The organism is Brevundimonas goettingensis, assembly GCF_017487405.1.
GTDB classification, from domain to species: domain Bacteria; phylum Pseudomonadota; class Alphaproteobacteria; order Caulobacterales; family Caulobacteraceae; genus Brevundimonas; species Brevundimonas goettingensis.
Map to the genome: position 1 here is coordinate 1453193 of NZ_CP062222.1, position 12720 is coordinate 1465912.

The following is a 12720-nucleotide window of genomic DNA, read 5'->3' on the forward strand; positions in this document are numbered from 1 at the left end:
GGGCATTCCGCGTTGACCGAAATCGGGATTCGCAAATCCTGAAGCGTTGGGGAATACGTCGCTGTCCGAAGATGCCGCCCAAGCCGTAGCCGGATCCGGTTTCCTGAGGGATTCGGGCGAGATGGCCATGCGTATTCGCGCCTATGACTGGGCTTCGACGCCGCTGGGGCCGATCGACGCCTGGCCGCAGAGTCTGAAGACCGCCACCGGCCTGCTGATCGCCTCCCCGGTCCCCATCGTCATGCTCTGGGGCGAGCCCGGCGTGATGCTCTACAACGACGCCTATTCCGTCTTCGCCGGCGGACGGCACCCCCAACTCCTCGGCTCCAACGTCCGCGAGGGCTGGCCCGAGGTCGCGGACTTCAACGACAACGTCATGAAGGTCGGCCTGGCCGGCGGCACCCTGGCCTACAAGGATCAGGAGCTGACGCTTTATCGCACGGGGCAGCCCGAGCAGGTCTGGATGAACCTCGACTACTGGCCCGTGCCCGGCGAGGACGGTCGGCCCGCCGGGGTCATCGCCACCGTGGTCGAGACCACGGAGAAGGTTCGCGCTGACCGCTTGCGGGCCGAAACGAACGAGCGTCTGGAGCTGGCCCTGTCGGCCGGTCGCGGCATCGGCACCTGGGACTGGGACATCTCGGCTGACCGCGTCGTCGCCGACGAACGTTTCGCCGAACTCTACGGCGTCGATCCGGCTGTGGCCCGCGACGGTGCACCGCTCAGCGCCTTCTTCAAAGGCATTCACCCCGATGACGCGGAGCGGGTCGGGGAAGAGGTCGAGCGCGCCATCCAGACGCGTGCGCCGTTCCGGTCCGAATACCGGCTGGTCCAGCCGGACGGCGAGATCCGTTGGGTCTCCGCCGAAGGCCGCATCATCACCAACGCGGACGGCAAGGCGCTGCGGTTCCCGGGCGTAACCTTCGACATCACCGACCGCCGGGCCACCGACGCCGCCCTGGCCGAAACCGAGACCCGCTACGACACCCTGTTCGGGGCGACCAACACCGGCTTCTGCATCATCCAGATGAAGTTCGACGCCGACATGCGGCCGGTCGACTATATGATCGTCGAGGGCAATCCGGCCTTCGCTGAAATGACCGGCCTGCAGAACGCCAACGGCAAATGGGTGTCGGAGATTGCTCCGGGGCTGGAGCAGCACTGGTTCGACCTGTACGGCCAGGTCGCCCTCACCGGCAAAACGGCGCGGTTCGAGAACCCCGCCGATGTCTTCGGCCGCTGGTACGACGTGGAGGCCCTGCGCATCGGCGACCCGGCCCTGCACCGCGTCGCCATCCTGTTCACCAACATCACCGAGCGCAAGCAGATCGAGGCGCGTCAGGCCGCCCTGCTGGAACTGACCGACACCCTGCGCGATTTGACCGACGCCGAAGAGATCGCCCAGGCGTCCTCCGCGATCCTCGCCCGCGCTCTGAACGTCACCCGGGCCGGTTATGGCGTCATGAACCTGGCCGCCGAAACGGTGACCATCGCCCGCGACTACAATGCGGCCGGTATGTCCAGCATCGCCGGAACGCTGAAGTTCCGCGACTTCGGCTCCTACATCGACGATCTGGCGCGCGGCGAAACCGTCGTCGTGACCGACACCACGGCGGACGCCCGTACGGCCGACACGGCTGAAGCCCTGGCCGGGATCGGCGTGTCCTCCTTCATCAACATGCCCCTGACCGAACAGGGCCGCGTCGTCGCCCTCGTCTTCGTCAACAACGTCACGCCGCGCCGATGGTCCGACAGCGACGTGGAACTGCTGCGCGAAGTCGCCGCGAGGGTACGGATCGCCATCGAACGCGCCCGCGCCGCCGCGGATCTGGAAGACAGCGAGGCCCGCTATCGGACGCTGTTCGACACCATGGACGAAGGCTTCTGCATCATCGAGTTCTTCGATGGACCGCATGGCCCGGACAGCGACTACATCCACGTCGAGGCCAACCCGGCCTACGCCGCCCAGGCCGGGATCGACCATGTCGTCGGCAAGAAGCTGCGCGAGATGGTCGGTGATGAAGCCGACGCCTGGGTCGCCCGCTACGGCGCTGTGCTGAAGACCGGTGTTCCGATCCGTTTCGAACAGGAGCTCGAGGCGACCGGGCGGTGGCTGGAGCTGTCCGCCTTCCGCGTCGAACCGCCCGAGCGCCGGCAGGTCGCCGTCCTGTTCCAGGACCTGACCGAACGCCGCAAGGCCGAGGTGGCCCTGCGGACAAGCGAGGCGAGCCTGCGACAGCAAGGCGAGGAACTGGCCCGCCTCAACGGCCAGCTCGAAATCCTGCTCGCGGGCAGCAAGGCCGAACGCGACCGGCTGTGGCTGCTATCGCAGGATATGCTCGCCCGCGCCGACTACGGCGGCGGCATGTCGGCGGTAAATCCAGCCTGGACCCGCATCCTTGGCTGGTCGGAGCACGAACTGCTGACCAACCCCTATGCCGACATCATCGATCCGGAGAACCTGCCGGCGACGGTCGCGGCTCTGGAGGAAATGCAGCGCACGGGTCTTCCGACCCGGTTTGAGAACCGCATCCTGACCAGGGACAATGTCTGGACCCCGATCGGCTGGACCGTCGCGCCGGAGCCGGACGGGATCAACTTCATCGCCGTCGGTCGCGACCTGACCGAGGACAAGGCGCGGGAGCAGCAGCTTCTGGCCGCCCAGGAAGCCTTGCGCCAGTCGCAGAAGATGGAGGCGGTCGGCCAGCTGACCGGCGGCATCGCCCACGACTTCAACAACCTGCTGGCCGGGATTTCCGGCAGTCTGGAACTGCTCGGCAAACGTCTCGGCGAGGGCCGGCTGAACGGGATGGAGCGCTATATCGACGCCGCCCAGGGCTCGGCCCAGCGCGCCGCCTCCCTGACACAGCGCCTGCTGGCCTTCTCGCGCCGCCAGACGCTCGATCCCAGGCCGACCGACGTCAATCGCCTGATCGGCGGCATGGAGGACCTGATCCGCCGCACCGTGGGTCCGGACGTCGAGGTCGAGGTGGTCGGCGCCGGCGGTCTGTGGACCACCCGCATCGATGCGTCCCAGCTCGAAAACGCCCTCCTCAACCTGTGCATCAACGGCCGCGACGCCATGGCCCCGGATGGCGGCCGCCTGACCATCGAGACGGCCAACAAATGGCTGGATGACCGGGCCGCTCGCCACCGCGACCTTCTGCCGGGCCAGTACGTCTCCCTCTGCGTCACAGACACCGGCACGGGGATGACGCCCGAGGTCCAGGCCCAGGTCTTCGATCCCTTCTTCACCACCAAGCCCCTCGGCCAGGGCACCGGCCTCGGCCTGTCGATGATCCACGGCTTCGTGCGCCAGTCGGGCGGCCAGGTGCGGATCTATTCCGAGCTCGGCAAGGGCACGACCATGTGCCTCTATCTGCCGCGCTACACCGGCGAGCTGGAGACCCCGGACGAGGACAGCCTCCCGCCGGTCGTCCACGGCGGTCACGGCGAGACCGTCATGGTCATCGACGACGAGGAAACGGTGCGGATGCTGGTCGCCGAGGTGCTCGGCGACGCTGGATACCATGTGCTTGAGGCGCCCGACGGTCCGTCCGGGCTGGAAATCCTGCGCAGCGACGCGCGCATCGACCTGCTGATCACCGACGTCGGTCTGCCCGGCGGAATGAACGGCCGTCAGGTCGCCGACGCCGCTCGCGAGGTTCGACCCGATCTCAAGGTGCTGTTCGTCACCGGCTATGCCGAGAACGCCGCCGTCGGCAACGGCCATCTGGACCCCGGGATGGAGGTCATGACCAAACCCTTCGTCATGGCCGCCCTCGGCGACAAGGTCCGCGAGATGATCGAACGCTGAGGACAGATCGTCCCATCAGGTTCAATTCGTCACCGAAGCGGCCTATCTCGCGGGTCTGATTTCTGGAGACGCCTGTGCTGATCGTGCTGTCCCCGGCCAAGCGGCTGGATTTCACCGAGACCGACCCGACCTTGCCGGCGACCGCGCCGCGCTTTGTCGAGGATATCGCCAGCCTGTCGCGCACCGCCAAGCGCCAGACCAAGGCGGATCTTCGCAAGCTGATGGGCATATCCGAGGACCTGGCCAAGCTGAACCAGCAGCGGTTCAAGGCCTTCGATCCGGCCGATACCGAAGCAGGCGTCCAGGCCGTCATGGCCTTCGCCGGCGATGTCTATCAGGGTCTGGACGCCCGCAGCCTCGACGCGAAGTCGCTCGACTGGGCCCAGTCCCACCTGCGCATCCTGTCCGGCCTCTACGGCCTGCTGCGTCCGCTGGACCGGATCCAGCCCTATCGTCTGGAAATGGGCGTGCGGCTGAAGACCCGGCGCGGCAACAGCCTCTACGACTTCTGGGACGACAGGATCTCGAAACAGCTGAACCTCGACGCCGAGGGCCAGGCCACGCCGGTCCTCGTCAACCTGGCCAGCCAGGAATACTTCGGCGCCGTCGACGCCAAGGCGCTCAAGATCCCCGTCGTCACCCCGAACTTCCGCGAGAACAAGGACGGCGAAAGCCGCATCATCTCCTTCTTCGCCAAGAAGGCGCGCGGGACCATGGCCCGTTTCGCCATCGACGAACGCATCGAGAACCCCGAGGACCTCAAGGCGTTCGACCGTGACGGATACCGGTTCGACAAGTCGCTCTCGACAGAGACGGACTGGATATTCACCAGATCAGGAAATTCTTGATCCGCCCTGTCGCCTTCGCCGCCGTGAGCGACTAGGCTGTCTTCAAAGCAGAAACTGAGCCTTCGGAAACGCCGCCATGTTCAACCGGACCAAAGCGCCAGCGATGGATAACCAGCGTCCCGTTTACCGCGACCCCAACGACCTGTCGGGTCAGGTGGCGGTCATCTCCGGCTCGACCTCCGGTATCGGTCTGGCCCTGGCCCGCGCCGTGGCGGCGCGCGGCGGCGACGTGGTTCTGAACGGCCTGGGCGATCCGGCCGAGATCGAACGCACACGCGCCGAGCTCGAGGCCAGCTGCGGCGTCAAGGTCCGCTACCACGCCGCCAACATGCTGCGCGGCGAGGAGGTCGCCGACATGGTGGCCTATGGCAAGCATGAGCTCGGGCGCGTCGACATCCTTGTCAACAACGCCGGCATCCAGCACGTCGAGTCCGTCGAGAAATTCCCCGCCGACCAGTGGGAGAAGATCATCGCCATCAACCTGTCCTCGACCTTCTACGCCACCCGGGCGGCCATCCCGATCATGAAGGCGCAAGGCCGCGGCCGGATCGTCAACATCGCCTCGGCCCACGGTCTGGTCGCCAGCCCGTTCAAGTCGGCCTATGTCGCGGCCAAACACGGGGTGATCGGCTTCACCAAGACGGTGGCGCTGGAATTGGCGCAGGACAACATCACCTGCAACGCCATCTGCCCCGGCTTCGTCGAGACCCCGCTGGTCCAGGCCCAGATCGCCGATCAGGCCCGGCTGAACGGCGTCTCCAAGGAGGTCGCCCTCAAGGACATCATCCTCGAGGCCCAGCCGACCAAACGGTTCGTCACGGTCGACGAGCTGACCGGCATCTTCCTCTATCTGGTCTCCGACCTCGGGGCCTCGGCGACGGGCGCCAGCTTCTCCATCGACGGCGGCTGGACCGCTCGATAGCCGAAACCGCGAGGGCCGATGGCGCTGTTCAAACGCAAGCCTCCGACCCCCGCAAAGGCTGCGGCGGCCAAGCCGTCTGAACCGCCCAACGGCAAGAAGCCCATCGCCCTCGCGCTGCAGGGCGGCGGAGCCCACGGCGCCTTCCAGTGGGGCATTCTGGATCGGCTGCTGGAGGACGACCGCCTCGACATCCGCGCGGTGACGGCGGCCTCGGCCGGGGCGATGAACGGCGCGGCCCTGGTGTCGGGCCTGGCGAAGGGCGGGGCTGCCGAGGCCCGCAATTCCCTCGACAAGCTGTGGCGCGAGACCAACCAGTCGGGCGGTCGGAATGTCTTCGGCGACAGCTCCATCTGGTCCTCGGCCATGACCCCCAACTGGCTGACCGACACCCCGGCCTGGCGCTCGATGGAGACCCTGGCCGGCTCCATGAGCCCCTATCAGTTCAACCCCTTCAACCTGAACCCGCTGAAGCGGGTGCTGGACGCCGCGATCGACTTCGAGGCGGTGCGGGCCTCGGACATCAGGCTGTTCGTCGCCGCCACGGCGGTGCGTCACGCGAGGGCGCGGATCTTCACCACGGCCGAGATCACCGATCAGGTCCTGCTGGCGTCGGCCTGCCTGCCGCATCTGTTCCAGGCGGTGGAGATCGAGGGCGAGCCCTATTGGGACGGCGGCTATCTGGCCAATCCCCCGCTATGGCCGCTCTTCTATGCCGACACGCCCGACGACGTCCTGCTGATGACGCTGAACCCGTTCGAGCGCGAGGAGGCGCCGCGCGCCGCTGGCGAGATCATGGACCGGCTGAACGAGGTGGTCTTCAACGCCCCTCTGGCCGCCGAACTGCGCGCCGTGGCCTTCGTTCAGGAACTGATCGAGGAAGGCCGGCTGAAGGAGGACGCGCGCGGCCGCTATCGCCACATCCTGATGCACGCCATCGAGGCCGACGGCTGGCTGGGCGACCAGTCACTGGGCTCCAAGTTCAACACCGAATGGACCTATCTCAACAGCCTCAAGGCCAAGGGCCGACAGGCCGCCGAGGAATGGCTGTCAACCTGCTTCGATCAGGTGGGCGTCCGCTCCAGCGTTGACCTTCAGGCCCGGTTCGCGTGACCATAGGCCCGCCATGTCCGACCAGCCCAAACTCCTCTCCGGCGGCAATCCGCAGATCCCCAAGGGATACGGCGACGAACCCGTCCAGGCCTGGATCGACGCCACGCCCGGCTGGAAGCAGCCCCTTGCCCGGCGTCTGGACCAACTGATCGTCGAGGTCGTGCCCGGCGTGGCCAAGGCGGTGAAGTGGAACTCGCCCTTCTACGGAACGGTCCCCGGCGAGTGGTTCGTCAGCCTCCACGGCTATGCCAAATATGTGAAGGTCGCCTTCTTCCGCGGCGCGGCGCTGGAGCCCATGCCGCCCGGCGCGTCCAAACAGGCCGAGGTCCGATATCTCGACATCCGTGAAGAGGGCTTCGACGAGGATCAGTTCGGGGACTGGATCAAGCAGGCGGCCGAACTGCCGGGCCTCAGGATGTGAGTTGACGGGCGAGGCCAACGAGGCCCACACCGCCCCGCCTCACAAGGACCACTTATGCCCGCCACGCCTCAGCCGAACGACTCCGTCCATATCCGCCTGTCGATGCGACACGACGGCGGCGCCTTCTGGCAGACCAATGCGACCATCGCCTCGGTGGCGGGCCGCACGGTCGTGCTGGACGGCTTCGACCGTCAGGTCACGGCCTCGGTGACGGAGCTCAAGCCCTTCGGTCCCGGCCGCTGGAGCCTGGACTGGGAGATCAAGACCCGGCCTTAGGTCACTTCGAATAGATGACCCGGCACTCCCCATCGACGGTCGTGTAGCGGCCGTTGGCGGCGTCGACGAAGGCGATCCGCCCATCATCACGCTCCACCTTGCCGGTCGACCGGCCCTTGAAGGTCTCGGTCCCATAGGTCCAGCAGGTGATGTCCGCCGGCGTGTCGCCGAAGGTCGCGGCGTTCCTCGCCCGCTTGCTGTCGGTGCAGGCCCCGAGCGCGGCGACGAGAGCGAAGGCGGTCAGAACGAGGGCTGCAGGTTTCATGACATCCGTCCTAGCGCGACTCCGCGTCGCTCCGGGATGCGACGATGCGCCCTACCCCACAAACCCCGCCGCGCGCCGCAGCCGGTCATTGATCGCCTCGCCGAGACCGGTCAGCGGGATCGGCGCCACGGCGATGCCCGCCGGATGCTCGCGGTCGGCCTCGCGCAGCAGGCGGAAGACATTGGCGGCGGCCTCGCGCAGGTCGCCGGTCGGGCTCAGGCTCCAGCGGACGTCGCCGACGTCGGGCCCGAAGCCAAGCAGAATCTCCCCCGGCCTGGCCGCCTCCGCCTCGATCCGCACCGGGGCGTCGGGGGCGTAGTGCAGGGTCAGGCGGCCGGGCGAGCGATGCCCCTCCCCGCTGTCGGACAATGGCCCGACCAGGGCCTCGATCTCCGCGCGGGTCACGGCGCCGGGGCGCAGCAGGGCGACCTTGCCGTCCAGCACCGAGACGACGGTGCTCTCAACCCCCACGGCGCAGGGTCCGCCATCGACGGCGGCGGCGGCGAAGGCGCCGGTCTCCTCCACCGCGTCGGCAAAGGTGGTCGGGCTGGGCCGTCCCGAGCGATTGGCCGAGGGCGCCACGACCGCCCCGCCGAAGGCCGACAGTATGGCCCGCGCCTTCGCGTGGCCGGGCGCCCGCACCGCGACACTGTCCAGCCCCGCCCGCGCCAGGTCGCAGACCGCGCCTCGATCCCGGACCGGCGCCACGAGGGTCAGCGGCCCAGGCCAGAAGGCCTCGGCCAGCTTGCGCGCCGCCTCTCCGAAGACCGCGATGCTCTCCGCGGCCATGGCGTCGGGCACATGGGCGATCAGGGGGTTGAAACGCGGCCGGCCCTTGGCCTCGAAGATGGCGGCGACGGCAGTGGCGTCAGACGCGTCGGCGGCCAGGCCATAGACGGTCTCGGTCGGCAGCAGCACCAGCTTGCCCGCCTTCAGCGCAGCCGCAGCGATGTCGACGGAATCGGTCAGGCGGCTCTGGCCGTCAGCGCGACCTCCACCCTCACCTGCCTGCCCATCAGCGCGTTCCACGGTCCCTGCATCCCGATATCGAAGGCCGCCCGATCCAGGACGAAGCCGCCGCTCATCTGCGCCGCGTCGCCGGTCACGCGCAAGTCCGCCGGGAACAGGACCTCGCGCGTACGCCCCTTCACGGTGACCTCGGCCCGGGCGGTGAAGCCCTCACGCCCCGCCCGTTCCAGCCCGGTCAGCCGAAACCGGATCGTCGGCCAGCGCGCGGCGTCGAGGAAGGCCGGCCCCGTCGCCCGCGCCGTCAGGGCGGGCTCGCTCATCCGCAGGGAGGCGGCGCGCACCTCAATGGTCGTCCTGGCCGTCTCGGGCGCGGCGGGGTCGAAGCGGATGTCGCCGCTCCAGTCCTCGAAACGCCCCGTCTGGGTCAGGCCCGCGGCCCGGATCCGCATGGTGATCGACGACCGCGCCGGATCGACCATCCAGCGCCGGACCTGGGCCCCGGCAGGCCACGCGAACGGCAGCAGGGCGGCCAGAGACAGCAGCACCGCCCGTCGCCGCATCCTCAGGGCCGACGCGGGATCAGGGGGATCATCCGGTGCAGGACGTTGTCGCGGTTGACGAACTGGTGCTTGAGAGCCCCCAGCACATGCAGGGCCAGCAGGACATAGAGCAGCTTGGGCAGGGTCTCGTGGACGCCCATCAGGGTCTTGGCCAGCGGCCGCCCGCCCCCGATCGGCAGAAGCGGGAAGTCGAACAGGCCATAGAACTGGAAGTTCCGGCCCGCCGCCGACCCGGCCAGCCAGCCGGTCAGCGGCAGGGCCAGCAGCAGGACGTAGAAGAGGACGTGGACCCCCTTCGCCAGCCAGGCCTCCCAGCGGGGCATCCCGGCGGGCGGCTTCAGGGCCGGATTGGCGAAGCGCCAGCCGATGCGGATCAGGGTCAGCATGAGGATGGCCATGCCGCCCGACTTGTGCAGCATCATCCACAGCGCCCGGTCGGCGCCCTCCGCCTCGGCCGCATTGATCAGCAGGATCTGAGACAGGATGAGGGCCGCGGTCAGCCAGTGCAGGGTCAAGGACACCGTCGAATAGCGGTTTCTCGGTTCGGCCATGGAGACTCCTCGTCGGACAAGCCCTGCACACTGGCCCAGCGGACGGGCGACGCCAAGCCGCTTGCGTGCCGTCGCGGCATGGCGGCAAAAGACCCCAAAGTCTGTGATCTTCCGGAAGCCCTGCCATGCCCTATCGCGCTCCTGTCCGCGACCTCGCCTTCAGCCTGACCGCCGTCGCCGGTGTCGAACAGCTCGAGGCCACCGGGGCCTTCCCCGACTTCGACCTCGACCTGATGAACGCCGTGCTGGAGGCGGGCGGCTCCTTCTCGGAAGAGGTTCTGGCCCCGCTGAACCGTCCCGGCGATCTGGCGGGCGCGAAGTACGCCAATGGCGCGGTGACCGCCGCCCCGGGCTTCGCCGACGCCTATCAGCAGTTCGCGGCCGGCGGCTGGACCGGTCTGACGGCCTCGATCGAGGCCGGCGGCCAGGCCCTGCCCAAGGCGCTGGAGCTGGCGGCCTATGAGACCGTCCACTCGGCCAACATGGCGTTCGGCCTGTGCCCCATGCTGTCGCTGGCGGCCATCGAGGCGCTGGAGGCCCACGGCACCGAGGAGCAGAAGACCGTCTATCTGCCCAAGCTCGTCAGCGGCGAATGGACCGGGGCCATGGTCCTGACCGAGCCGGGCGCGGGTTCGGACCTCGGCGCCCTGACCGCCACCGCCACGCCTAACGGCGACGGCACCTATGCCCTGAACGGCCAGAAGATCTTCATCACCTGGGGCGACCACGACGCGACGCCGAACATCGTCCATATGGTGCTGGCCCGCCTGCCCGACGCCCCTCCCGGACCCAAGGGCATCAGCCTGTTCCTGGCCTCCAAGTTCGAGGTCAAGGCCGACGGCTCGCTCGGTGACCGCAACGACTTCCGCCCCGTCGGGGTCGAGCACAAGCTGGGCATCCACGCCTCCCCCACCTGCGTCATGTCCTATGAGGGCGCGCGCGCCACGCTCGTTGGTCAGCCCAATCAGGGCCTGTCGCACATGTTCGTCATGATGAACGCGGCCCGCCTCGCGGTCGGCGTCGAGGGCGTCGGCATCGCCGAGATGGCGTACCAGCACGCCCTCGCCTATGCGCTGGAGCGCCGTCAGGGCCGCTCGATCTGGACCGGCGAAGCCAACGCCCCGATCTTCGACCACCCCGACGTGCGCCGCATGCTGTCGGTGATGAAGGCGAAGATCGAGGCCGCCCGCGCCATCTGCTTCTCCACAGGCGTCGCCGCCGATCTGGCCAAGCACGCCGCCTCCGAGGACGACCGCAAGGCCTGGAAGGGCCGCGAGGACCTGTTCACCCCCATCGCCAAGGCCTGGTCGACCGACGTCGGCTGCGACGTGGCCTCGATGGGCGTCCAGATCCACGGCGGCATGGGCTTCATCGAGGAGACCGGCGCGGCCCAGTACTATCGCGACGCCCGCATCACCCCGATCTACGAGGGCACCAACGGCATCCAGGCCATGGACCTCGTCGGCCGCAAGCTGTCGATGGACGGCGGCGAGGCGGCCAAGGCGGTCATCGCCGAGATGAAGGTCACCCTGACCGCGCTCGGCAAACTCTACGCCGGCAAGCCGGTCGAACGCTTCAAGACCGCCATCGAGGCCGTCGAGGACGCCACCCTGTGGCTGCTGGACGCCAAGGCCGATGCGGCGCGCGCCGCCGACGTCCTGGCCGCCGCCGACGCCTATCTGAAGCTGCTGGGCGACGTGGTCGGCGGCTGGATGCTGGCCAAGGGCGCTCTCGCTGCGAAGACGAAGCTGGAAGCGGGTGAAGGCGATCCGGCCTGGCTGGAAGGCAAGCTCGGCCTCTATGAGGTCTATGCCGCCAACGTCCTGGGCCATGTGTCCAGCCGTCTGGCCGCTGTGGGTCAGGGCGGCGACCTGCTGAAGAAGATGTCGCGGGAAGCGCTGGGGGCCTGATCGCTACCCTCTCCCATAGGGAGAGGGCTTGAGGCTCGCAGAGCGCAGCGATGCGCGAAGCCGAAAGGGTGAGGGGTTGACGGTGGTCGGGGGTCACCTGACAGGCCAACCCCTCACCCGACCGCGCCAGAACGACGGCTGCGCCGCCGTGCGCGCCCTCCCTCTCCCGCCGGGAGAGGGCGCGTCGCTAAGGGGCCCTATCCAGCAGGGCGATGGCCTCGCGGATGTACTGGGCCTGGACCACTACGCCCAGCTCCAGCCGTTCGGTCCCGACGATGACCTCCTGGCTCAGCATACCGGCGATGAAGGGATGCTCCGGCTCGGTCGCGCCCGGGCGACGCCGCGCCGTGGGGGTCCAGAAGATCGGCCCGCCCGAGTTGCCCGGGAAGACGGTGAAGTCCATCAGAAAGGTCGGGAAGGCCGAGACCGGCGTCAGCGGGTAGGAAGCCACCCGCCCGACCCTCAGGATCGGGAAGCCGGCCCGGTTTGACGACAGGCCGCGCGGGAAGCCCAGCGCCAGCAGCTCGTCGCCCGGTCCGACATCCAGGGCGTCGAAGGTCTCGGCGTCGGCCAGCCAGGCCAGGGGAATGGCGGCCCTGGCGAAGGTCTCGGGGACCTCGACCGCCATCACGGCGACGTCGCGGCCTTCCAGAGTGGTCCACAGGGGCGTTCCGGCCTCGTTGCGGATCTCCAGCGGCTGGGGATCGAACTTCCAGCTGCCGTCGGCCTGGGCGATGCGCCAGCCGACCCGCATGTCCGGATCGGGCATCTTCTCCAGCACGTGGCCGGCGGTCACCATGACGATGCGCGGCGTGCCGTCGGGCTTCGGCGCGTCGATCAGGAAGCCGGTCCCGACGGTGCGGGTCTCCGCGCCTGTCGGCTGGTCCAGCTGGACGGTGGCGTTGATCAGGCCGACGGTCAGATCCCAATGGCGGGCTACCGCAGCGGGGGCTTGTGGGGGCGCAGGCGCTTCAACCGCCGGCGGGGTCTGGTAGGCGAGCATTCAGGGCGCTTCCGGCGGACGTTGACGGCGAGGTCGGCTGTCGCACAAGGTCGCGCCGACTCCTTTGG

Annotated in this window: 11 protein-coding genes and 2 pseudogenes; 8 read left to right on the forward strand and 5 right to left on the reverse strand. The window is 68.5% G+C overall.

What is annotated here, in order from left to right:
- Window positions 1-463: 463 nt before the first annotated feature.
- The 7 genes and pseudogenes from IFJ75_RS20250 to IFJ75_RS07220 all read left to right on the forward strand — a co-directional run.
- Window positions 464-1747, forward strand: a pseudogene (locus tag IFJ75_RS20250) (PAS domain-containing protein); the annotation flags it as partial.
- Window positions 1748-1765: 18 nt separating this feature from the next.
- Window positions 1766-3817: pseudogene (locus IFJ75_RS20255) on the forward strand (ATP-binding protein); the annotation flags it as partial.
- Window positions 3818-3891: 74 nt separating this feature from the next.
- Window positions 3892-4665 carry a peroxide stress protein YaaA gene (gene yaaA, locus IFJ75_RS07200; RefSeq protein WP_207931918.1) on the forward strand — a complete coding sequence of 258 codons (774 nt, stop codon included), beginning with the start codon at window positions 3892-3894 and terminating at the stop codon, window positions 4663-4665.
- A 103-nt stretch (window positions 4666-4768) separates the two neighbouring features.
- The gene (locus tag IFJ75_RS07205; RefSeq protein ID WP_207931919.1) at window positions 4769-5587 is read left to right on the forward strand and encodes a 3-hydroxybutyrate dehydrogenase; all 819 of its coding nucleotides are present in this window, start codon (window positions 4769-4771) and stop codon (window positions 5585-5587) included.
- Window positions 5588-5605: 18 nt separating this feature from the next.
- Entirely contained in the window at window positions 5606-6697 is a 1092-nt protein-coding gene (locus tag IFJ75_RS07210) for a patatin-like phospholipase family protein (RefSeq protein ID WP_207931920.1), read from the forward strand.
- A 13-nt stretch (window positions 6698-6710) separates the two neighbouring features.
- Window positions 6711-7118: a DUF1801 domain-containing protein gene (locus tag IFJ75_RS07215; RefSeq protein WP_207931921.1), complete on the forward strand. Its 408-nt coding sequence runs from the start codon at window positions 6711-6713 to the stop codon at window positions 7116-7118.
- A 54-nt stretch (window positions 7119-7172) separates the two neighbouring features.
- Window positions 7173-7394, forward strand: coding sequence for a hypothetical protein (locus IFJ75_RS07220; RefSeq protein ID WP_207931922.1), 222 nt, complete (start codon window positions 7173-7175; stop codon window positions 7392-7394).
- 1 nt (window position 7395) lies between these two features.
- Here the strand turns inward: IFJ75_RS07220 and IFJ75_RS07225 are convergent, their stop codons facing one another.
- The 4 genes from IFJ75_RS07225 to IFJ75_RS07240 are packed head-to-tail and all read right to left on the reverse strand — an operon-like array spanning window position 7396 to window position 9739.
- Window positions 7396-7659, reverse strand: coding sequence for a hypothetical protein (locus IFJ75_RS07225; RefSeq protein WP_207931923.1), 264 nt, complete (start codon window positions 7657-7659; stop codon window positions 7396-7398).
- A 51-nt stretch (window positions 7660-7710) separates the two neighbouring features.
- Window positions 7711-8628: an L-threonylcarbamoyladenylate synthase gene (locus IFJ75_RS07230; RefSeq protein ID WP_225897096.1), complete on the reverse strand. Its 918-nt coding sequence runs from the start codon at window positions 8626-8628 to the stop codon at window positions 7711-7713.
- Entirely contained in the window at window positions 8625-9173 is a 549-nt protein-coding gene (locus IFJ75_RS07235; RefSeq protein ID WP_207931925.1) for a YceI family protein, read from the reverse strand. Before IFJ75_RS07235 ends, IFJ75_RS07230 begins: the two co-directional genes overlap by 4 nt.
- A 17-nt stretch (window positions 9174-9190) precedes the next feature.
- Window positions 9191-9739, reverse strand: coding sequence for a cytochrome b (locus tag IFJ75_RS07240; protein ID WP_207931926.1), 549 nt, complete (start codon window positions 9737-9739; stop codon window positions 9191-9193).
- A gap of 125 nt (window positions 9740-9864) precedes the next feature.
- On the opposite strand from IFJ75_RS07240, the gene IFJ75_RS07245 reads away from it, so the two are divergent.
- Window positions 9865-11649 carry an acyl-CoA dehydrogenase gene (locus tag IFJ75_RS07245; protein ID WP_207931927.1) on the forward strand — a complete coding sequence of 595 codons (1785 nt, stop codon included), beginning with the start codon at window positions 9865-9867 and terminating at the stop codon, window positions 11647-11649.
- A 187-nt stretch (window positions 11650-11836) separates the two neighbouring features.
- Here the strand turns inward: IFJ75_RS07245 and IFJ75_RS07250 are convergent, their stop codons facing one another.
- On the reverse strand, window positions 11837-12652 hold the full coding sequence (locus IFJ75_RS07250) for a trypsin-like serine peptidase (protein ID WP_207931928.1): 816 nt from the start codon (window positions 12650-12652) through the stop codon (window positions 11837-11839).
- Between the last annotated feature and the right edge of the window lie 68 nt (window positions 12653-12720).